At 46.3% G+C, this 21,429-nt stretch carries 25 protein-coding genes and 1 riboswitch; of the genes, 5 read left to right on the top strand and 20 right to left on the bottom strand.

Features of this window, described 5'->3' with window-relative positions; all coding sequences use genetic code 11:
* Nucleotides 1-19 precede the first annotated feature (19 nt).
* Nucleotides 20-1,396 (top strand): sensor histidine kinase, encoded by a 1,377-nt coding sequence (locus C3B52_RS12350; protein WP_103106385.1) that lies wholly within the window; start codon nt 20-22, stop codon nt 1,394-1,396.
* Here the strand turns inward: C3B52_RS12350 and C3B52_RS12345 are convergent.
* The 9 genes from C3B52_RS12345 to C3B52_RS12305 all read right to left on the bottom strand — a co-directional run bounded on the left by C3B52_RS12345 (nt 1,386) and on the right by C3B52_RS12305 (nt 8,950).
* Nucleotides 1,386-2,414: an ABC transporter substrate-binding protein gene (locus tag C3B52_RS12345; protein WP_103106384.1), complete on the bottom strand. Its 1,029-nt coding sequence runs from the start codon at nt 2,412-2,414 to the stop codon at nt 1,386-1,388. The two genes, C3B52_RS12350 and C3B52_RS12345, sit on opposite strands and share 11 nt — an antisense overlap.
* Nucleotides 2,415-2,425: 11 nt before the next feature.
* Nucleotides 2,426-3,202: an ABC transporter permease gene (locus tag C3B52_RS12340; protein ID WP_103106383.1), complete on the bottom strand. Its 777-nt coding sequence runs from the start codon at nt 3,200-3,202 to the stop codon at nt 2,426-2,428.
* Nucleotides 3,202-3,978 (bottom strand): ABC transporter ATP-binding protein, encoded by a 777-nt coding sequence (locus C3B52_RS12335; protein ID WP_103106382.1) that lies wholly within the window; start codon nt 3,976-3,978, stop codon nt 3,202-3,204. Before C3B52_RS12335 ends, C3B52_RS12340 begins: the two co-directional genes overlap by 1 nt.
* Nucleotides 3,963-4,643, bottom strand: coding sequence for a thiaminase II (tenA, locus tag C3B52_RS12330; protein ID WP_103106381.1), 681 nt, complete (start codon nt 4,641-4,643; stop codon nt 3,963-3,965). Before tenA ends, C3B52_RS12335 begins: the two co-directional genes overlap by 16 nt.
* 7 nt (nt 4,644-4,650) lie before the next feature.
* Nucleotides 4,651-5,937 (bottom strand): acetylornithine deacetylase, encoded by a 1,287-nt coding sequence (locus C3B52_RS12325; RefSeq protein ID WP_103106380.1) that lies wholly within the window; start codon nt 5,935-5,937, stop codon nt 4,651-4,653.
* A gap of 1 nt (nt 5,938) precedes the next feature.
* Nucleotides 5,939-6,709, bottom strand: a complete 771-nt coding sequence (locus C3B52_RS12320; RefSeq protein WP_103106479.1) for a thiazole synthase — start codon at nt 6,707-6,709, stop codon at nt 5,939-5,941.
* Nucleotides 6,710-6,714: 5 nt separating this feature from the next.
* The gene (gene thiS / locus C3B52_RS12315) at nt 6,715-6,918 is read right to left on the bottom strand and encodes a sulfur carrier protein ThiS (RefSeq protein ID WP_103106379.1); all 204 of its coding nucleotides are present in this window, start codon (nt 6,916-6,918) and stop codon (nt 6,715-6,717) included.
* A gap of 244 nt (nt 6,919-7,162) precedes the next feature.
* A riboswitch (TPP riboswitch) is annotated at nt 7,163-7,273 on the bottom strand.
* A gap of 39 nt (nt 7,274-7,312) precedes the next feature.
* Nucleotides 7,313-7,696: a sporulation phosphorelay system protein KapB gene (gene kapB, locus C3B52_RS12310; RefSeq protein ID WP_103106378.1), complete on the bottom strand. Its 384-nt coding sequence runs from the start codon at nt 7,694-7,696 to the stop codon at nt 7,313-7,315.
* Between the two features lie 42 nt (nt 7,697-7,738).
* On the bottom strand, nt 7,739-8,950 hold the full coding sequence (locus C3B52_RS12305; protein WP_103106377.1) for an alanyl-tRNA editing protein: 1,212 nt from the start codon (nt 8,948-8,950) through the stop codon (nt 7,739-7,741).
* 101 nt (nt 8,951-9,051) lie between these two features.
* On the opposite strand from C3B52_RS12305, the gene C3B52_RS12300 reads away from it, so the two are divergent.
* Entirely contained in the window at nt 9,052-9,438 is a 387-nt protein-coding gene (locus tag C3B52_RS12300; RefSeq protein ID WP_103106376.1) for a DUF2203 domain-containing protein, read from the top strand.
* A 31-nt stretch (nt 9,439-9,469) separates the two neighbouring features.
* Here C3B52_RS12300 and C3B52_RS12295 read toward each other — a convergent pair whose 3' ends face one another.
* The 4 genes from C3B52_RS12295 to C3B52_RS12280 all read right to left on the bottom strand — a co-directional run bounded on the left by C3B52_RS12295 (nt 9,470) and on the right by C3B52_RS12280 (nt 12,221).
* On the bottom strand, nt 9,470-9,697 hold the full coding sequence (locus C3B52_RS12295; RefSeq protein WP_103106375.1) for a 50S ribosomal protein L7ae: 228 nt from the start codon (nt 9,695-9,697) through the stop codon (nt 9,470-9,472).
* A gap of 98 nt (nt 9,698-9,795) precedes the next feature.
* Nucleotides 9,796-11,079 carry a LysM peptidoglycan-binding domain-containing protein gene (locus C3B52_RS12290; protein ID WP_103106374.1) on the bottom strand — a complete coding sequence of 428 codons (1,284 nt, stop codon included), beginning with the start codon at nt 11,077-11,079 and terminating at the stop codon, nt 9,796-9,798.
* Nucleotides 11,080-11,146: 67 nt separating this feature from the next.
* Entirely contained in the window at nt 11,147-11,455 is a 309-nt protein-coding gene (locus C3B52_RS12285; RefSeq protein ID WP_103106373.1) for a thioredoxin family protein, read from the bottom strand.
* Nucleotides 11,456-11,624: 169 nt separating this feature from the next.
* Nucleotides 11,625-12,221, bottom strand: a complete 597-nt coding sequence (locus tag C3B52_RS12280; protein ID WP_103106372.1) for a class I SAM-dependent methyltransferase — start codon at nt 12,219-12,221, stop codon at nt 11,625-11,627.
* A 393-nt stretch (nt 12,222-12,614) separates the two neighbouring features.
* On the opposite strand from C3B52_RS12280, the gene C3B52_RS12275 reads away from it, so the two are divergent.
* On the top strand, nt 12,615-13,313 hold the full coding sequence (locus C3B52_RS12275) for a DUF4386 domain-containing protein (RefSeq protein WP_103106371.1): 699 nt from the start codon (nt 12,615-12,617) through the stop codon (nt 13,311-13,313).
* A gap of 33 nt (nt 13,314-13,346) precedes the next feature.
* Nucleotides 13,347-13,967: a class I SAM-dependent methyltransferase gene (locus C3B52_RS12270; protein WP_103106370.1), complete on the top strand. Its 621-nt coding sequence runs from the start codon at nt 13,347-13,349 to the stop codon at nt 13,965-13,967.
* Nucleotides 13,968-14,065: 98 nt separating this feature from the next.
* Here C3B52_RS12270 and C3B52_RS12265 read toward each other — a convergent pair whose 3' ends face one another.
* On the bottom strand, nt 14,066-14,509 hold the full coding sequence (locus C3B52_RS12265; protein WP_103106369.1) for an SMI1/KNR4 family protein: 444 nt from the start codon (nt 14,507-14,509) through the stop codon (nt 14,066-14,068).
* 138 nt (nt 14,510-14,647) lie between these two features.
* Entirely contained in the window at nt 14,648-14,983 is a 336-nt protein-coding gene (locus C3B52_RS12260; protein ID WP_103106368.1) for an ArsR/SmtB family transcription factor, read from the bottom strand.
* 230 nt (nt 14,984-15,213) lie between these two features.
* On the opposite strand from C3B52_RS12260, the gene C3B52_RS12255 reads away from it, so the two are divergent.
* Nucleotides 15,214-16,584, top strand: a complete 1,371-nt coding sequence (locus C3B52_RS12255) for an MFS transporter (protein ID WP_103106367.1) — start codon at nt 15,214-15,216, stop codon at nt 16,582-16,584.
* A gap of 128 nt (nt 16,585-16,712) precedes the next feature.
* Here the strand turns inward: C3B52_RS12255 and C3B52_RS38185 are convergent, their stop codons facing one another.
* From C3B52_RS38185 to C3B52_RS12230, 5 genes are all read right to left on the bottom strand, one after another.
* Nucleotides 16,713-16,976 carry a gamma-glutamyltransferase gene (locus C3B52_RS38185; RefSeq protein ID WP_103106366.1) on the bottom strand — a complete coding sequence of 88 codons (264 nt, stop codon included), beginning with the start codon at nt 16,974-16,976 and terminating at the stop codon, nt 16,713-16,715.
* Between the two features lie 15 nt (nt 16,977-16,991).
* A complete protein-coding gene (locus tag C3B52_RS12245; RefSeq protein WP_103106365.1) occupies nt 16,992-18,425 on the bottom strand; it encodes a gamma-glutamyltransferase in 1,434 nt (477 codons plus the stop codon).
* A 25-nt stretch (nt 18,426-18,450) separates the two neighbouring features.
* On the bottom strand, nt 18,451-19,485 hold the full coding sequence (locus C3B52_RS12240; protein ID WP_103106364.1) for an ornithine cyclodeaminase family protein: 1,035 nt from the start codon (nt 19,483-19,485) through the stop codon (nt 18,451-18,453).
* A 224-nt stretch (nt 19,486-19,709) separates the two neighbouring features.
* The gene (locus C3B52_RS12235; RefSeq protein ID WP_103106363.1) at nt 19,710-20,912 is read right to left on the bottom strand and encodes a macrolide family glycosyltransferase; all 1,203 of its coding nucleotides are present in this window, start codon (nt 20,910-20,912) and stop codon (nt 19,710-19,712) included.
* 28 nt (nt 20,913-20,940) lie between these two features.
* Nucleotides 20,941-21,417, bottom strand: coding sequence for a DUF4259 domain-containing protein (locus C3B52_RS12230; protein WP_103106362.1), 477 nt, complete (start codon nt 21,415-21,417; stop codon nt 20,941-20,943).
* Between the last annotated feature and the right edge of the window lie 12 nt (nt 21,418-21,429).

The following is a 21,429-nucleotide window of genomic DNA, read 5'->3' as shown; positions in this document are numbered from 1 at the left end:
CATAAAGGAAGAGTAAAAAATGGATGGTGTTGCTCGCATCTTACATCGATATATCGGTACCACAATCGTGATCGCAGTGTTTTTGCTCATTCTTAACTTTATCTTTCTCGGAACGTGGTTCTTCGCTGGAATGAATGAGGGGCTTCCTCCAGCAAGCATCGCACAGCACGTCACAGAAGGATTAACCATCTCCGAATCTCGTTTTTCTTTGGAACCTGCGGCTGAAAAACTTCTGCGCCAAAACTATGCCTGGGCTATGCTGCTGGATGCTCAAGGACAGATCGCGTGGAGTTACTCTCTCCCCAGCGAGCTTTCTCATTCCTATTCACTGGTGGAAGTCGCGCAGTTTTCGAGGAATTACTTACAGGATTATCCAGTATATGTCTGGGAGCATAAACAAGGACTCGTCGTCGTAGGCTTTCCGAAAGACAGTGTTGCCAAATATCAATTTGTCTTTCCGATTGAATGGATCAGCAATCTCCCCTATCGTTTTTTGGCTTTGCTGGCTGGCAATGCAGTACTTGCCTTGCTTGTGGCCTTGTTGATCGGCTCCAGATTTGTTAAGTCGATTAGGCCTCTCGTTCGCGGTATTCATGCACTTGCAGATGAACAGCAAGCCTATGTTGAGCCCAAAGGTGTATTAAGCAGCCTGGCTAAAAGCATGAACCAAACGTCGACACTCCTCCAACAAAAAAATGAACAGCTAAAAGCAAGAGATGAAGCACGCTCAAACTGGATTGCTGGAATCTCCCACGATATCCGCACACCGCTCTCCATGGTTCTAGGCTATGCAAGTGAGCTGGAGGAAAGCGAGCGCATACCCATCGAGGAGCAGAAGAAAGCTGGTATCATTCGTAAGCAGGGCGAAAAGCTGCGCTCACTTGTACATGATTTGAATTTAGTTTCTATGCTGGAGTATGACATGCAGCCACTGTACACCAAACCATTGAAGCTATCAGCCATTGCCAGGAGTATTGCTACTGAATTTCTCAATAACGGATTGGATGATTCTTATACACTTGAGGTTGATCTTTCTGATGAATGTATCGTGGTAAACGGGGATGAAAAGCTGTTGACGCGGGCTGTCACCAATCTGATTCAAAACAGTATCACGCACAATCCGAAAGGCTGTCGAATTGTCATGCGCACAGAGCTATCAGCAGATAACCTGTTTGGTCGAATCATCGTTACAGACAACGGCAAGGGATATCCGTCAGACGAGCTCTCCGATTTGCTCGAGCTGCCTTACTCCACAAAAAGAAAAAGCCCGGCCCAAAACGGACACGGACTTGGTTTGCCGATGGTCGCAAGGATCGCCAAAGCCCATCGAGGGCAGCTTGTGCTGGCGAGTACGATCGGAGAAGGTATGAAAGCTGAAATTGTTCTTACTTTATAAGATCGCGCATGACCTGCTCAGCTTTTACATCTGTTGTAATCAGTTTTTCGCTTTTCATCCAGTCAATAAGCGTTTGCCATGACTCTGCCGTTTGATAGCCAAATGGCTTATCACCAGCATCCATCAACGGAATCAGGATATCCAGGCTTTTTGTTTCGATGTCTTTTTCAAGTGGGAACTCTCCTGCCTGTTTTGCCAGGAGCAGGTCGAGAGCTTTTTCCTTATTGTTTTTCACGTAGTCTTGACCTTTGGCGATTGCGCGCAGGAGCGCTTCGATTGCTTGCTGTTTTTTGCCGAGGGTATCGTCGCTAGTAGTAAGCACAAGCTCATAGTAGTCCGGCACACCAAACTCAAATGGTTTAAAGGCATTTACAGCTACCCCATTTTTTTCGAGAATCAATTGCTCGTGGTTGATGTACCCTCCCACTACGGCGTCTACCTTTTTAGCAGTCAGAGCAGGCACGATGTCAAAACCGATATCCGTAAACGAGAGTCCTGAATCATCTCCCCCTGCCTGTTTCACTACCGTACGAACGATCGACTCATCCAGTGGAATGGATGGGTAACCGATATTTTTTCCGGCAAGCTGCTGCGGGGTGTCGATGCCACTATCCTTGCGTGTCATAATGACGTTGAGCGGATGGCGTACAAGCGCCCCGACAGAAACAACAGGAATTCCTTCTGAGCGGGCTTGAACCACCTGTGGTTGATAGCTGATAGCCAAATCAACCTTCCCCGCAGCTGCCATTTTTAGCGGATCATTGCTGTCCGATGGCATTTGCAGATTTACCTTGAGGTTTTCTTCCTTGAAAAAGCCTTGGTCTTCCGCTGCATACAGGAAGGAGTGAACTGCATTTGGATACCAATCAAGTGCAATGGTCAGCTCTGTCGGTTCTCCCCCTTTTGCTTCTGGCGTCGATGGGCTTGAGCTAGTTCCCGCTTGGTTACTGCAGGCTGCCAGACTTGTAGCGAGCGTCAGTGCCATTATTGTTTTCGTCCACGTATTTACACGTTTCATTGGTGTTCCTCCTAGTTTTTCACGTTGCTGCTTTTTTTCACTTTTACTTGCGGGCTAAAATGCCGTTCGACTCTTCCTACCAGCCAAAAGAGCAGCATCCCGAGCACAGATAACAGCAGAACCGAGGCAAACAAAGCTGGTGCCTGAAAATTACCAGAGGCTCGCCGGCCGAAATACCCGAGACCTTCACTCGCCCCAAGCCACTCCCCGATGGTTGCTCCAGCGACACTGTAAGTAGCAGCTACCTTTAGTCCGCTAAAAAAGTGCGGCAAGCTAGATGGCAGCTGCAGCTTGGTAAAAATCTGCCCGCGTGTGGCTCCCATCGTTTTTAGGAGATTCAACGTATCTTTATCTGTGGATCGCAGCCCGTCATACGTATTGACTACGATCGGGAAAAAAGTAAACAAGATCGTAACCGCGATTTTTCCCGACAAATCATAGCCGAACCATAAAATAAAAACGGGCGATAATGCTATAATTGGTATTGTTTGGGAAATGACGATATACGGGTAGACCAATCGCTCGACAATGCGACTCGCGTTCATTGCAAAGGCAAGCGATATCCCAAACACGATGGAAATCGACAGCCCGATCAAAACCTCTTTCAGCGTCGCCCATAAATGCAGACCCAAAAGTGATTCACGCAGCTCCCATAAAGAAACAGCCACAGCGCTCGGTGGGGGCAAAATAAACGGTGGAATCGCAAGCAACTGGCATGCGAGCTCCCACGCGATTAGGAACAGGGCGATGGAAAAACCAAACCAGACACCTCTTTGCCAATGTCCCATTACGCTTCCCTCCCCAAGGAAGGCTGGCTCCGATGGCTGCGGAGCAAATCCCATATTTCCTCACGCAAAGCGAGGAACCCAGACTGATTGCGACTGACCAACGAACGCGGGCGATTAATCGAGACCCGAAGCTCAATTGGTTTCGTAATCGGTTTACCCGTGAGTACAACAACCCGATCCGCCAGTAAAATCGCTTCGTCGATATCATGCGTAATCATCAGCATCGTGCTTCCCGTTTCCTGCCACTTGGCCATCAGCCATTCTTGCATGTCCATCCGGGTAATCCCGTCGAGCGAGCTGAAGGGTTCATCCAGAAGCATCATGCTTGAGCTTGACAGCAGAGCACGTAAAAAAGACACGCGCTGACGCATTCCACCAGACAGCTGTGCGGGATAAGCGTCCGCCCATTCTTCCAGACCGTATTGGGGAAGCTCACTTCTCACTCTCTCATGTGCTTCTTTTTTGGAGATGCCTTGGATTTCCAGTGGTAATGCAGCGTTCTCAACAATGGTACGCCACGGCATCAGTAAATCTCGCTGGGGCATATAGCCTACTTGCCCCAGTCGATTTGCCATCGCTTCTCCTCCTAGCAGAATCTCTCCCTTTTGTGGCTGCAGGAGCCCTGCTATCAGTTGAAACAAAGTGCTTTTGCCAATCCCGCTTGGTCCGATCAAACTTACAAATTCGCCTTTGGCTACGTTTAGATCAAAGTTGTCGAGAATCGGTTGATCACCATAGGCAAATCGTACACCAGCAAAGGCTAGTTGATCTCGCACGGCCACATTTCCTTTCTGTACGCCATATCCCAGAACATGTACTCCATTTTTGTCGTGTACAGGAAATGTTCCTCGAGTCGGGCAAGCTCTTGCTCGTTCTTGCCGTCAGCCAACTCGTTCATGATATCAATCAGCCAAATCGCAAGCTGTCCAAACTCATCGGAGCTGTACATCCGCACCCATTCACCGTACAATTCATGCTCCAGAGCGCCTTCTACTTTTGCCAAATGCTTGCCGATCTCCCAATAGCTCCACGTGCATGGCAGCAAGGAACTAACTAGCTCCGCCAATGATCCTTGATGAGCAACGCGCAGCATGTAGCTAGTATAAGCCAGCATCACAAAGGACGGCTTTGTTGCTTCCAGTTCCTCACGCGAGATGCCAAAGCGCTCTGCATACTGTCGATGCAGCTCCATCTCTCCATTCAGCGTCGCTTCCTGCAAGCCTGCAAATCTGGCACTTGTAGTCAAGTCATAGGCTTTCGTGCTTGCCAGGGCAAACATTTTGGCGTAATCGATCAAGTAAACATAATCTTGCTTCATATAAAACTTGAACGAATCTACTGGCAAGGTGCCACACCCAAGTCCGGTAACAAACGGATGCTTATGCGTCTGTTCCCAAATCGGAGCCACACTCTTCCACAGTCGATCTGTAAATTTTGTCATGATACATTCACTCCTTCGCATTTTTTGCCGTATTGCACCATTCGGCGATGAACCTTGCCATGACTTGGGCAAATTGGACAAGCTGTTCCGGATTGATAGATTCATCGACGGAATGAGCATTCTCTAGCTCTCCCGGCCCAAACAGAACGGCAGGAATTCCCGCATGGGCAAACCACCCCACATCGGTCACGCTCGGAGACATGTCAACCACTGGAGCTTGCTGAAGCTGGTTTTCGTAGGCAGATCGCAGCATGGCAAGTGCAGGATGATTTTGATCCAATTCTAGCGATGGAAAAATCTCTCCGCGCTCTTCGATCATAGAGCGGCCGCCCCAGCGAAAAGCTGGCGGATGATCCCGCAGCCACACATCAGCAGCTGAAGCTCTTTGCACATGGTCTTCCACTTCACGAATGATCTGTTCATACGATTCATTCGGGTAAAAATGGACCGTGATCCACAGTGCGCAGCGATCTGCAATAAAAGCGGCATGGCGCCCACCCTCGATCACAGCAGGGTTAATCGTATTGCTACCCGCCGGGAAGCCCGGATACGATTTCATCACTGCCCAATCTCGTTCCAGCTCTTGCAGTGCATTTATGATTTTCATCATTTTTTCAATCGCAGAGGCTCCACGAACACCGCCCCCAGCGTGAATGGTCTTAGACCGCATACCGTCATGCAAAGTCGCTGGGCTCTCGATTGTAATCCAGCCAGTGATGACGCCTCCCTGACCTTGCATGTGCAGGTCACTCGAGTCGACAACTACTGCGTAATCTGCCGTATAGCCTCGTTCGATCGCTACCAGTGTTCCGGCTTCTCCTGCTTCCTCTCCGATGACGGATTGCAACATCAGATCGCCTCGTAGCTCCACTCCATGCTCACGAAGCATTTTAATCGCAAACAGAGAAGCAGCCAAACCGCCTTTCATATCTGCTACACCACGGCCGTAGAGTCGCCCATCCTCCCCTTTTGTCAAGGAAAAGGGTGGGTATGTCCAACCACTGTCGTCTCCCACTTCAGCGACGTCCATATGACCATTGATAATGAGGCTATGGGCTTTGCTCGCAGCCGTTCCCTGGAGCCGACCTACGACATTGTCATCCCCAGGATACACTTCCCACCGATCGATCTCGAAGCCCATTGCTTGCAGTTCATTTGCCAGAAAGGACTGTGCGTCATCACTGTTTCGTGCAGGTGGACTAACCGTCGGATGGGCAACCAACTCCTGCAACAACGCGAACATCTCTTCTTTTCGGTTAGCAATCGCTGCTATTGCCTCCTGTAGACGGTCCACGTTACTCGATCATCCCTTCCGTTGGGCTGCTCGCTGACGCGTATCGTTTTTTGGCGATTCGACCTGCCAAAAAGCCTTTGCGTCCAGCTTCCACACCGAGCTTCATCGCTTCAGCCATGAGTACGGGATTGTCTGCGAGAGCGACTGCTGTGTTGAGTAGTACGCCATCAGCGCCCAGTTCCATTGCCTTTGCACAATCCGCTGGGGCACCAATTCCTGCGTCAACGATGATCGGTACTTTCGCTTCTTCAATGATAAAGCGCAGATTGTTTTCATTGACGATTCCTTGTCCGGAGCCAATCGGAGAAGCACCTGGCATAACTGCATGCACGCCAACCTCTTGCAGGCGTCGTGCCAGAATCGGATCGTCATTGGTGTACGTCAAAACGATAAAGCCCTCTTCTACGAGGATTTTCGAAGCTTCCAGCGTGCCGATCGGATCAGGCAGCAGCGTTTTTGGATCACCGATAACCTCGACCTTGATCATGTCACACAGACCGGATGCTTTTGCCAGGCGAGCGATACGGACTGCTTCTTCAGCAGTATAAGCACCTGCTGTATTTGGCAAGAGCGTAAACTTTTTCAGATCGAGCTGTTCCAAAAAATTAGGCTCTTGCGGATTTTCCAAATTGAGTCTGCGAATGGCAAATGTCAAAATTTCTGCCTCTGATACTTCCACCGCTTTTCCTTGTATATCCAGATCCGCAAACTTGCCAGTACCCAAAAGCAAGCGCGAGCGAAATTCGTATGGTCCAATTTTCAATGTATCCATGATGATCATCCTCCTCCTACAAAGTGAACAATTTCTATGCGATCCCCATCAGCAATGGGGGTCGTCTCATACTGGGAACGATCGATGATGTCGCCATTTTGCTCTACCACTACAATCTTCTCTTGCAGCTGGTATGATGCCAGCAATTCACGCAAAGTGCCGATTTCTGCTGCCAACTCTACTTTTTTTCCATTCAGTTGAACAACCATTGTATTCCTCCTTCTCATGTCGCCCCCCGGGGATTGCACCTTCGCCTATTCCTCCACGTACAAAAAAAGGCTCCCCCCACCTGCTGGTTTACACCCAGTCAGACAGAAGAAGCCGAATAACGGTACACCCTAAAGCGAATGGTGAATAAAAAAACCATCCGCCTCGGGATGGTTGAGTTTCGATCCTCTCGAAGAAGTTCTCATTTAAGTGTGGATGCACTCAAAAAGACATCTTCTAGTGATAACGATTCGCTATACCTCTTCCTCCGCTGGCATGACCCAGGTCAGGTTCAACGGTCAGTAACACATTCGTTACAATCTCAGCCAACAATGCTCGGCCCCCGTTTGGTAATTAACCTATTCAGTTGTCTTGCTCGATTTCTACAGTACCACTCTATTTTGTGTTTGTAAAGGTTTCCTTGTGCATTGCTTCCAATTCAACCAGACAACGCTCTGCCCAGACGGACATTTTTCTGAGTTTGTCCATCTCGCGCTCCATTGCCACGCGAACAGACTCCTTATAATCAGGAATCGCCCCATTATAACGAATCGGTCCTACAGATGAAGTCATGAATTTTTCTTGATAAGACAAGGCTGGGCGCTGATGAAACAAAGGAACGTCCACCTCAAACGACGTGTGCAGGTCGCCTTGTGTCGGAAATTTGGTTACTGCCAATACCTTTACCAACAGCTTGCTATCATGGTTTTCTAGCACTTCCGTAATATATTCTCCCGTTTTTTGTGTGACACGTACGATATCTCCCGGGTTCCACATCATCTTGATCTCCTCCTCAGTGAAATGTATCGTTTATTCCATTACTTATGCTTCCAATGCTGCTTCCAATAGCTTGCGTGCGTGAGCAAGTACCTCTTCGGCAGCCATCACAGGTTGTCCGCCGCCTTGAGCCATAGCAGGATTCCCGCCACCTTTTCCAGAAATGAGCGGGAGCGTTTCTTTTATCAATTGATTGACTGCTACCGTAGCGTCTTGTCCGCGGGCAAATACGAGCTGTAATTTTTCCCCTGTCGCAGCCAGGAGACATACTGTATCTGGCGCCTCAGCCGTCATCATTTGGGCAAATTGCTGAAGCTCCTGGATCGTTTTATCGGTAAAGGCAAGCTGGATCAAGCGGACGTTTCCTAGTGCTGTGGCGCATGCGAGCTGCTTTTGCACCTCGACGCCTAGCAGCAGCTTTTCTTTTTCCATAAGCGTTTGTTTCAGGAGATCCCGCTCTGCAATGACTCTCTGTGTCTGCTCGATCAGCTCTGCTTCACTCGTGAGCAAATGGCGCGCCAGCTCACGAACGGTCGCTTGCTTGCGGGTGTAATCACGCAATGCTCGCCAGCCGCAAATAAACTCCAGACGGATATTGCCGCGATGGCGTTCCCAGCCCAAGATTTTAATCATGCCGACTTCGCTTGTCCGCGCAGGATGAGTTCCGCCACATGGATTGTAGTCAAAATCAGGAATCATGACCACGCGAATATTTTCGGTCACGGTTGGCTGTTTTTTCAATGGAAGTGCAGCCAGCTCTGCCTCATCTACAAAACGAGCAATGATCGGGTGATTTTCTAGGACAACCTGGTTTGCTCGCTGCTCTACCTTTGTCCACACATCCTCCGTCAATTCATCCAGACGCACATCGATTGTGACGCGTTCTTTGCCCAAATGAAAAGCGAGGGTCTCCGCTTGTACTACCTCTAGAAAAGCGGCGGAGAGAATATGCTGACCTGCATGCTGCTGCATATGGTCAAACCGGCGCTCCCAATCAATCTGCCCAGTTACCTCGGTAATCTCTTCTGACAATGGAAAGGCCAGCCTATGACGCACTTCGCCACCAATTTCTTCGACATCCACCACTTGAATACCGCTGAGCAGCCCCAAATCACACGGCTGTCCGCCACCTGTAGGGTAAAAGGCGGTCTCGCTTAGCACTACATACGCAGTACCATCTTCCTCTGTTCCTCTTTTCGTGATTTGCGCTGAGAATGTTTGAATATAGGCATCTTGGTAATACAATCTATCGTTCATCATGACTCCTTGCCGTATGGAACCATTCCACACTTGTCTTTTACTCCAGCATTTTCTCTCGCTGGTCGTTGCTAGTATAATAGAGATAGGAGGTGTTTTCTTTGACCAAAAAACTGTTTACGCTAGAAGAAGCCAATGATCTGCTACCGTATATACGCGAAGAGCTCTCCTTTTTACAGGAAGCGAAGCGCTCTTTCTATAATCTCTACCAGAAGCGTGAGCAGATAAAAAGGCAACAGCCCCTCGATGAACAAGAGCTGTTTACGCTGGAATGCCGTCTCGAATTTATGGAGCTGGAAGCCCAAATGCATATCACGCAGCTGATTTCTAAAGGAATCCAGGTCAAGGATATTGACATCGGGTTATTCGACTTTCCAGCGATGATGGGCGGCGAGGAAGTCCTGCTGTGCTGGCGCGCCGGCGAAGACGCGATTACACATTATCACGGTCTTCATGAAGGCTTTGCAGGTCGCAAACGAATCGACTGAGCCAGATTGCGGCTTGTCGATCACGTCTAGCTTAGCCTAGCAGCTGGTCCATCTCTTCTTCACGCTTTAAACGCTCCTCTGGACTCGCCAAATCGTACTTTTTCAGCAGGTGGAACCATTTGTTGAGGCTATCCTGCGACAATTCTGTTTGAAATAATGCTTGCAGCTGCTCCACCCGCGAGCTGGGTAAAAAAGGAGCTTGTTCTACCAGCTTTTTATGTACATCCTCTACACTATGATCAAGCTTGCACTCACCCATGATCCGTCCCCCTCATTCATGATAGGCTTTACGCCATCATACCATGATTCTCCTGGCGAAAAAAAGGCGTACAAGCCCGTGGATTGTACGCCTTGCATCTATGCTCTTTTCCGTACCCGAAAGTTGGATTCGATAAGAAGCCAGTTTTGCGGAAATGGCAAACCCAATTTCCAATAGCTGACACCTCGAAGTCCTAGCTGTTTAACCAGATTGAACTTCGCCTGAATAGAACGGGCATCTTCAAACCAGACCTGATGCTTTTTGTCCTGATCGTCCGTATATTCAAAAAACGGTGCTTGAGCACGGTAATCATAGTGGATCGGCACATTTTGCTTAGCAGCTAAAGCGATTGCCGCTTGTGGACTCAGTGCTTTTGCTGTCGTTCCCGGCTGATAAGGCAGCGTCCAATCGTATCCGTACAAATTTTGACCCATCATGATTTTTTCGGCAGGCATTTCCGTCAAAGCGTACTGCAATACTCTGCGAACCGGCCCGATCGGTGAGACAGCCATCGGCGGACCACCGCTGTATCCCCATTCATACGTCATAATGACCACAAAATCGGCAATCTCGCCAATCGCTTTATAGTCATGAGCTGCGTACCATTTGCCCTGTTGCTCCGCGCTCGTTTTGGGAGCTACAGCGACGGACATCATAAGACCCGCCGCATGTGCCCGGTCCCGAGCTTTTCGCAAAAAGCGAATATACGCGTCCCGATCCTGTGCGGGCAGGGCCTCCATATCAAAATGGATATCTCCCATGCCTAGCTCTCGCGCCGTCTGGATTATCGTATCCAACAGCTTGTTTTGCAGCTCCTCATTATTTAGAATGAGACCGCCCAGCTCTGAGCTGAACTGATCTTTTTCCAAATTCGTCACGACGAGCATCAAAACGACCTGGTTGTTTTTTGCGATCGCCTGAAAATCGTTCAGCGCAGGTCGCTGGAGTGTTCCATCACGCTTGATTCGAAAGCTGAAGGGTGCCAAGTACGTAAGATGGGGTGCCGCCTGACGAACATCAGCTTCCAGCTCGGGCGATACCGTGCGCCTAGGCTCTGCATACGCATTAAAGTCTGCTGCTCTTCTCGGGCGAGGTGGAATGTAGAGTCTTTGCCCGACTTGCAATGGCCGATATTGCGAGATGCCGTTCACCTTGGCTAACTCGGCAGCACTAATTTGATATCGCTGCCCAATCGTATACAACGTGTCTCCTTGCCTGACCCAATAGTAACTGCCTACGATCGGAATCACCATCGCCTGTCCGATGACGAGATCATCCGGGTTCGGCAAATCATTCGCTTCTTGAATCGCCGCTGGGGTTGTACCGTATGTTTCCGCGATGCTGGACAAGGATTGTCCGCTTTCCACCACATGGATTTGCATGCGCGCCTCCTCCTTCACACAATGTCTCTCTTCTATGTTATTCAGAGTGAAGGAATTAGGTGTACGTCTATGCCAAAGGCTTCAGCACCTCGTACAAAAAGCCGACCGATTGAATGGCAAAATGCCGCTCTAATAGCTTGCCGTTTTGAAATAACAAAAGTGCTGGTACACTCGTGATCATAAAACGTTCTGCCAGTCCCTGCGCAAGATTGATATTGAGCTTATAAATCGAGATAGCAGGCAATGCTTCACTAGTCACCCCAAGCATCCTTTCTGCCAGCTTGCATGTACCACACATCGGTGTATATACAAACACGGCAAATGATTGCTCTTTTTCCAATGAAGCGTTAAGATCCGTAACGCTGATTTCCTGCAAGACGCTTCTCCCCTTCTCCGGTTCTTAGAACATGATGCTTTATCCTAGCCTCGGCGCTTCTGTCTGTCAAGGAAGCTTAATAAGGGAAGAAGCACTCTAAGTGTCTTCTCGCGGGTCAAGGCTCAATCCTGTCGTGTCCTCTTTTTGGTGAGAGGAACGAAGAATCTCTTTATTTTCGGAGTACAAGCTGAATGACATGAGCTAATCCATTGTGCACCTTTCCTGCCACACGTTCTTGCTCGCCATAGAAAAAATGAATCACCTCATGACCTTCGCACCAAGCTAGTATATCTTTTGGTTCATATAGCATTTCAAGTTCTGGCGGTCCACCAGTACCATACTTTAATTGTTCGTTGGAGAATACCTCAAGCATGAGAATTCCTTTAGGCTTTATCGACTTTTTCATTTTATTAAGAACCATGGTCTGGGCGTTTTTATGAAAATGTCCAAATACCATAATAGCGGCATCGTATTCTTCACTCGCCACATCCTCAACCATAAGATCAATTTTTTGGGTGTGTATGTCAACACCATGCTTCTGAGCTAGCTTTTTTGCTTTTTGCAGACCGCTTTCCGCATAGTCAATGGCTGTCACTTCCAGATTTCTTTTTGCTAAAAAAACAGCATTTCGACCTTCCCCCTCTGCAAACGCAATAACTTTTTGACGTGGTTCTAATCGAAATGCTTGTTGTTGAATAAATACGTTCGGTTCTTCCCCGTAGTAATATTCTTCTGAGTTAAAACGCTCGTTCCAAATGTTTTCCATCCTCACTGACCCCCTATGATTAAAATACTACCAGGATTATTTTTGAGTGATTTCCTCCCACACAAATCTATTCAAGAAATCTGATATAACAGATATTTAATATCCTTCTTTTTAATAAAACAATTCAATTAAAGACTATATATGTCTATAATAACTACTTTCCAGTCATCGGTCAAGCCGAGTATCAAGCATGTGATTGGAACGCTTCTGTTGCTCATGCGTTGGCCCCATATCCCTGATGCCATCATTCGATAGGTTGTTGCTGTCCATCTGTTTCAATTAGATGATGTATAGCTTATTTTGCATGTTGTGAAATATACTTTAATTAGGAGATCACCTCCTAGCACGTCCCGTAAACATCCGCCAAATGAAGATATGATAAGGAGGCTAATCATGCTCGGGAAAAGTACAAATTCAGGCAGAAGGTCTGCAGTAATTACTGGGGTGTTATTACTAACCGGGTTGGTTACAGGTATACTTAGTGTTGTTCCTGTTATTGATGGGGCAGACTACCTTGTCGAGGCATCTATAAATGAAAATCAGGTACTTATAGGAGCGTTTTTCCAGTTGTTAATGGTTGCTGCATATGTAGGAATTCCCATTTTTTTGTATCCGATTTTAAGTAAGCATCATAAAGGCTTAGCTCTTGGCTCTGCTGCTTTCGGAATCATTGCCGGTGTGTTCATTATTATTGGTGTAATCATTCTTTTGCTGTTATTGACAGTAAGCCACGAATTTGCAAAAGGTGGAACACTGAATGTATCTTATTTTCAGACCCTTGGTGGATTGTTACGGGAAGGACGGGATTTGGTAAACCATGTCGCAACGACGCTGGCATTTGTATTGGCTATGCTCTTGTTTACCTGCATATTTTACCAAACAAAGTTAGTTCCACAGTGGTTGTCAGTTTTAGGTCTGATTGGGTCTACATTGTCCATATTGGCAAGCTTATTATTCATGATTCGTTTTATCGGTCTAGATTCAACTTACATGATGCTTAACATTCCAATAGCCTTTCAACAATTGGCTCTGGCTGTATGGCTAATCATTAAAGGATTTAACCGCGTGGAACAGGATTTTGTATCCAAATAAGATGAAGGCACTAGAAAAGAAGGTGTAACTGAATTGAATAAATCGGAGAGGTATTGGGACAAAACTGCAAGTAAATATGATCAAATAGAGATGCAGGATGAACAGACATACATCGACATCATAAAAAGAACGAAAACATACCTCAAAACAAACGACATTGTTTTGGATTACGGCTGTGGGACTGGATTGATCTCAAACGAAATTGCAGAATATGTGAAAACGATTCATGCGATTGATATATCTTCTACTATGATAGAAATTGCAGAGAAAAAAGCAAAAGAGCGAAGCATTTCAAACCTAAACTATGCTCATTCAACCATTTTTGATGAAAGGTATAAGAAAGGATCATTTGATGCCATCCTGGTCTTTCATGTTCTACATTTGTTGGAGGATGTGCATATTGCCCTGCTAAGAATGAATGAATTGTTGAAACCAGGAGGATTATTGATTTCAGCAACACCATGCATTGGCGAAAAGATATTTCTAAGAAACTTGTTATTCTTTGCAGGTAGGGTTGGTTTAGTGCCGAGCATAAGATCATTTAAAATACGTAATTTAGTGGATACAATTGAGGAAGCGAATTTTTCAATTGTCGAATCGGATTGCTTAAAGAAAAGTTCTCAAGAATATTTCATTGTTGCCAGGAAGACCTAATATTGGTAAAAAATCTGCCGTGGCGCTTTTCCGCTAACCTTCTTTTGCTTATTTCCAGAACCGCCGCCATAGGCAGATTGTCTACCAAATGGGATTACTCACCATTCAAAAAAATTATCCTCGATCAGATCCTCGAATGAATCCGCTAACAACTTGATCTCCCCGGAATCGTAATAACAGATGAAAACCTTTCCTGCCGAATTGATGAAAATCGGATCGCCTGAACCATCCATGGAAATGACATAATTGGATTGTAACACCTCTGCAAAAGGAAGTTCCTTGAATTGCTCTCGGAACCCCAGCGTCAAATCGACAACCGTTTCATTTCCGAGACTAGAGGCATTAGAAAATGCATGCACCGCAAGACCTGCATATGCTCCACCGAATGTCCGGATAAAATGCACGTAGTCCTCGTGAAAGTTTACATTTAGCTGCTGCTGTGCCTTAGCAATTTCCTCCTCGCTCGCCGGAATTCCTACTAGTGTGCTATTATCCTCCCGATGAAGGAAAATCTTCAATCTCTCCATTAACGCATCTTTCATAGGGTTATCGCCACCCTTATCATTGAAGTCTCTCCTGCTAAGAAAGAGCCAACCAGAGCTGCTTGCCAGCATTGATGTAACGGCAACGTTAGTTGGCTCTTTTCTAGCAGGAGGGCTTTCAGGTAAATCCACTCGGTCTCATGAATTCAAGAACTGATCTTTTTCGAAAGAAGATTCAAAAGCATCCAGAATGGCGTTCAGCAAGCCTGGAAAGCGAAATTCAAGGTCTTCTGTTCGCAAAGATAATAGACGCTGTGTTCCATGGACGCGAACATTTACGATCCCTGCTTCTCTGAGAGTTCGAGCATGGTGAGACAACGTCGATTTGGCTACGGGAACGGACATATCTCCGCAAGTACGCTCACCCGCTTTTTTTATTTCAGACACAATATATAGCCGTACAGGATCACTTAATGCATAGAGCACGGAAGACAAATGAATTTCGGATCTGTCCGGGTGATGGAGTATTTTCATGGTAGCGCCTCCCTGACTTGATATACCTTCCCTTTATATATTATCACAGGACTAGCGTTAATCCTATTCTTCCATAACAATCGAATTATCGAATGGAAACTCACCTCCCCCTTCTTTTACAGTTGTCACAGCTGGAGTTGATTCAAAATGATTGCAAATGAACGAAACGCATGTTATATTTCTGTTGTTCGATAACAATCGAAATAAGAAAAGAAGCGAGGTATATAAAAATGGCCACTCCGCAAATTCAAACCCACACGCCAGAAAGAGTGCCGCTAAGGGAAGGCCCTGCTATTCTACTGCTAGGAATCACAATCGTACTTGTCATCATGAATACCATGATGTTTAACTTGGCATTGCCAGATGTAGCCGCGGCTTACCACTTGTCACCTTCTTCGACCTCGTGGATTGTAACCGGCTATTCGATTGTTTTTGCCATATCATCGATTACGTACAGCAGACTGTCGGACTTCGTTCCTATACGTCGTTTATACTTAATTGGAATTTTATCCTTAAGTCTTGCATCTATCGCTGGCTTGTTCACCAACAGCTTCATCATGCTCCTGATCGTCCGCATCATTCAAGCTTCTGGAGCAGGCTCAATACCTGCCTTATCTATGGTATTACTCGCCCGCTACATTCCAACAGAACGACGTGGAAAAGCGATGGCAGTGATTATGTCCGCAGTTTCGTTGGGACTTGGTTTAGGCCCTGTTATCGGTGGAGCTATTGTTGAGTTTTCAGGTTGGCATACCTTGTTTATTGTGACTGCTGTGACATTACTTCTCGTGCCACTGTATTTATCATTAATTCCGAAAGAAAATGCCCGGAAAGGCTCTTTCGATGTGCTGGGCGCCATCTTTATCGGAGTAGGCACAACGGGTACACTCCTGTTTTTAACGAATCGTTCATGGATCGCGCTGGTGATCGGCCTAGTCGCTCTTGCCCTGTTTATCGTGAATATCCGGTCGGCGAAGGATCCTTTTGTACTCCCGTCCTTATTTCTTAATCGGTCGTATCTCACACTTGCAGCCGTTGGTATCGCAGCGTATTTATGCAGCTTTTCTACCCTTTTTCTGATCCCGCAAATTATGGTGAACCAATACCATCTGAGTGCTATTAATGTAGGGCTCGTACTGTTCCCGGGCTCATTACTAGCTATGATTCTGTCCCGATATGTGGGTCAAGTCATTGATTTGCGAGGGAATTCACCTATTATCCGCTATATTCCTGTGCTTTTCCTAATGTCTGTAGTCTTGTTCGCTTTGTTTGAACACATTTCGTATTTCGCTGTCATGTCTATTTATATGCTGATGAGTATCGCATTTACGTTTCTTTCAAGCAGCATCTCCAATGAAATGTCAAGAATTTTGCTTCCTTCCCAAATTGGCTCTGGACTTGGACTATTTCAGCTTCTCCAATTTTTCAGTGGCGGTTTCGGAGTGGCAATGACCGCTACTGCTCTGGTTTGGCAGAAGGAGCTTCCCATAGCTCAAGCGTACAGCAACATTTTTTGGGGTATGTCTATCGTCATCCTTATTGCGATTGCCTGCTCACTCCTTTACCTTCAAGGTGCTTCCCGCAGGGCACAAGCTTCCTGATTATTCCTCTAAACGAAATAAGCCCGAATCGATTTCGGGCTTTTCTTCGTTTCCTCTTTCAATTTACTTCTCAGCTGCTGGTCGTTTTTAATCCATATATTTCGCTGTATTTATTCTCTAAATACCACTTATCTCATACCATCCGCAACACCGCATCTTCGCGGATCTGCAATCGTGCAAAGCTCGTTCGTTTTTTGATCGAGGTAACAAATCTGAAAAGAGCCCATATGATAGTCCCAAACGCCGGAAACCTTCATCCGAATGCCAAGCGAAAGCAAATCCATTTGTACATTCTCGGGTATTCGGTCTTCAATGAGAAGCGACCCTCCCTCTTGCAGAGCAAGCATGCGTGGAGCACGAATCGCTTCGTACGGCTCCATGCCAAAGACCAAAAGGTTACACAAAACCTATGGAACAGTAACATGAACATTACCAGGAGAGCCGAGCTGTAAAATCGGTTTCCCATTTTTTAGTACCATTGTATTCCCCATAACAGTTCTCATTCTTGCGCCTTTGATTTGGTAATACTGCATCGGGCTGCCTTGGACATTAGGAAGTGCGTGCGAGCCAACCATCGGAATACCTTTGACTACCTGTCCGGGGATGCCACCTGACTGGAGCGTGTTCATCATTTGGACCCAGTTTCCTTCTGAATCCACGATGCTTAGCTCACAGCTGCCTGACGGTTGGTCATGGTGACTGTTTTGCCTCGCCGTTGGCATTTTCCCACCAGTCATGCTATCTACAAACGGCGAACCACCTCCGAATCCGGTTGTAAAGGCTGTATGACTGGTCAAATCTACCTGCGGCTTCATTCCTTTGATCAAGCTCGCAAGTGACACATGCAATCCTTCATCCAAAAAGGAGCTACTACTCGTTTGCATAACGTGCGGGTCTTGGCAATAGCCACACATGTATTGCGCCATTTTTAAGGCGTGGCCCATATAAAAGATATGCTCCGCTGAGTAAGGCTGTACATCCCTGATACCCACCTTCTCTAATATCACTAGGACCAGAGCAATAAAGACACCCTGCTGCTGTGGTGGGGCAAGGGAAACGATCTCATACTCGCCTACTGCAAAGCGGATCGGCTCAATCCATCTTGCAGGAGTTTCCGTCATATGCTCCTTCGTAATCATCCAGCCAAGCTCGTTTGCTTTTTTTATAAATTCATCTGCCCATTCACCCGTAATCATGTAGTCTGGGCCTTCTTCCGCGACTTTTTTCAAGGTTTTGGCCATGTCTTGCGATCCAAATCGCTCTCCTATGCGGGGAAATCTTCCGTCTGGCATATAAAAGGCTCGCCCCTCAGGGAAGAAGGTAACGAAGTCTTCACCAAACAGGTTGACTTCGTGCTCAAAATCGGAGACGTGGTGTCCGTTTTCAGCCCACCAGATTGCGTCTTCACAGAGTGCGTCCCAAGCCATTGTTGCGAATTTCTCATGAATGGCTTTTAAGCCAGGCATGAAACCAGGAATGACTGAACGGGGCGGAATTCCTGCATATGGACCCATCCCTTGGGGTACAGGCATATGGGCAGGCAAATCTGCCGGGAATGTACCTGTCGAATCTAATTGGTAGTACTTCTCTTCTTTGGCATGGTAGAAGAGGAATGTAACGGTTCCAGCATGATTGGTCATAAAAGGCTCAATTGCTGCCTGAACCATGCACCCAGCGATGGCAGCATCTACCGCATTTCCGCCTTCCTGCATGACTTTCAGCATCGTATGTGTGACAACAGCATTATCAGAGCTAGCAGCCGCTCGAACGTTTTTCACGATTGGTTTTTCACCTGGAAGCCATTTCGGATCGGATAAATTGATTTCTCGGGGGTCCATCATCAGAATCCATTCCTTTCACCAAAAGTTAGTTTGTTCGTTTCCACAAGGGCAATCTAAGGCCAATTTCGAGCTCCAAGGCTTTGTCAAATACTCTTCTTGCCACGATCATGTCTTCTACCGCCATACCGACGTTGTTGGATACGATCAATTGATCTTTAGTCGTTCTACCAGGATGAATTCCGCCAGCAACTCCGCCCGTTTCTGCATGAATCGTGGGAAGCCCCCAAGGATAATACCCATATGTTTCCAACAGGCGATGCTGCTCCTCACTGTCTACTGTGTAAACATCCGCCCTTTTATAAACGGCGTCCTCATAAACAGAGTGGCAGTCGCATGTAATTAATGTTTGTCCATTCGATATCCAGTCGCTTTTTACCATAGGGTTGGGATGATGGTGGATAGGGATCGCTGATGCAATGACTTCACACCTTTTTGCTACCTCCTCGTAGGAGGATGCCTTGATGATTTCGGCATGAACATGAGGCTGGCAGCGTTCTATTAAGTCATCCATCGCTTTTTCGAAAACATCAAATACATAAATTTTTTCTAGCTTGGGCAGTACATGCTCGATCATTTTGACGTGAGCCTTACCCTGGATACCACATCCATACATCCCAAACGTAGTGGCATCCGGACTGGCCATGTATTTGGCAGCGACTAGCGTTACGGCGGGGGTCCTCACTTCTGTGATCCATGTAGCATCCATAAATGCGAGGGGAAGTCCTGTTTCGTGATCATTATAAATGATCTGACAATTCGTTGGTGTTAGGTCCGGAAAACGTTCCCGATTCGTCGGAAAATTACTTCCCCACTTAATCCCGCACGCCATTTGATCTGGCAAATACGCTGGCATCGCGTGCATCAATGAGTCCGGCTGTGGATGCAGCCCGATTTTTGCTGGCATTTCCGCTTTCTTTGTACTGTAAGAAACCATTGCCTGTTCGGTTAATTCGATTACTTCTTTTACAGTAATGCCGGTATCTATTACATCCTGCATGCTCAAATACAACAATTCTTCGCCAATATTCAGTTTGGTTTTAACTTGATTGCGGTAGTTCATGCGTGTAACCCTCCTATGTAATCGGTTTCAACTGTTGTTAATACGGGAGCACTATCCCGTTTCTTTTATGTGGATAACTTTACTTTACAAAGAATCCTGCAACCTTTCCTCCCCCTAAAATGGTTCTCATGCTCCCCGAGTGGGGATTTTTCAACATAAAAAGCGGCAGTCCTTCGACAAGAAACGAATGTCCAAGACTACCGCTACACTAGATCTACTTTCAGTTAGATATGATATTGACGTTTCAATTCGAAAATCTCATCAACCGCTTGACGATACCCACCTGAGCTTTGAAAGGATTGGCTACTATTTGCAGCAGCTATCTGAAAAGATGGGTGGTTTAACACATGCTCTACGGTTTCACGTAGTTTACTTGAAGTCAAGCTCTGCATTTGCAGTGTCACACCTGCTCCGATATTCGCCACTTGCCTCGCAATGATTGGTTGATCCGCACTTAGTGGAATTACGACCAGCGGAACCCCGAAATAGAGAGCTTCATTGGTACTATTCATTCCACCATGCGTAATAAATAATTTCGTACATGTTAGAACATCCATTTGAGGAACATAGCTTTTTACGATGAAGTTTGCGGGGATTTCTCCTAAATCAGAAATGTGAACTTTATCCCCAATGGACATGACAACAGTATGGTCCGTATTCCCCAATGCTTGATAACAAAGCTTATAGAAATCGATCGATTGGTTTAAGACGGTACCAAGTGAAATATAAATCGGACTGTTTCCCTTGAGTGCAGTAAAGTCGAAGTACTCCTGTGTGTATCTAGTTGAAATGGATGGACCTACAAATTTGTACGATTGGTCGAATGTTTCTCCAAAAGGTTGAAAATCCTTGGTCGTATAAACAATGGTAAGTGGTGCAGGATTACAAAAAACCTCAGAAGGAGAAAAGATCTCCACATCATATTTTTCCTTAACCATTTTTGTAAGGCTATGAAATTGATCTTGGATTGGCCTCACGATTTCAGTAGGGGTTTCATTAAAAAATCGTTCCAGCTCTTGATCAAATGATTCCTTTGTTTGCGCAAAAGAAGTACAAGAATTTATTGCGGGAAGCTGCAGAATCTGGGCCAGCAACCGCCCACACCCAAACATGGAATCGTGGATGATGTAATCAAAATGCTCTCCTTTGATCTGTTCAAGAACGCTAGGTATGACGATATCTTCCGTAAGTAAAAGACCGTTGACTCTTTCTAGTAAATAATTTCTTCCACCTGAAATGAACGCTTTAATAAATTTTTGACCGTCAAAAGTGCGTACAGTAGCTCCCGTCTTTTCCATACGTTCTCGATAAGCTTCTATCGTAAAGTACACGACCTCTTCCCCACGCGAGATGAGCTCTTGAACTACCCCAACAGTTGGATTGATATGACCTTCTGATCCACCATTAATAAATAAAACACGTGCCATGTCTAACGCTCCTTAGGTTGTTTGTTCTCTAGGTAGTTTTTGAAAAATGGCTGAGTTCTTTTTCAACTCTCGCAATCAGAAATTCCAGGTTGGCTTTCCATTCTGCCCAGCTCTCGGAATCACGCCATAAATCGATAATTTCTCTTGTATCATCCGATTCCGGAACTTCATCTCTGATATCTGTTAAATAGCGTAATAAAAACGTAAGCGCTCCCTCGTCTGCTGTGAATGAACTTACTTTTCCAGATACACTTTCCAAATTAGTAAATTCCCCATTATCAAGATACATGGTATAGAGCTCTGTAAGTGCGATTGCACAGGTGTCGTAGAAAAAGTCAATTTCCTCATAAGTCTCTCCAAAAAAGCCACTATTTTTCATCGCAGCAACGATTTCAGATAGTTGAATATGACCTGCATTCGAATGATTTTGTATAAAATCCTCTAAGAAATCGACTACATCCAAGCCTTCATCACTTTCTAATGCCTTGTATCCCCATGCTCCCATGTAAATACTCCT

Source organism: Brevibacillus reuszeri (assembly GCF_002897295.1).
GTDB classification, from domain to species: domain Bacteria; phylum Bacillota; class Bacilli; order Brevibacillales; family Brevibacillaceae; genus Brevibacillus; species Brevibacillus reuszeri_A.
The sequence above is the reverse complement of the archived record's forward strand: the minus strand, read 5'-3'. Positions and strand labels throughout refer to the sequence as shown.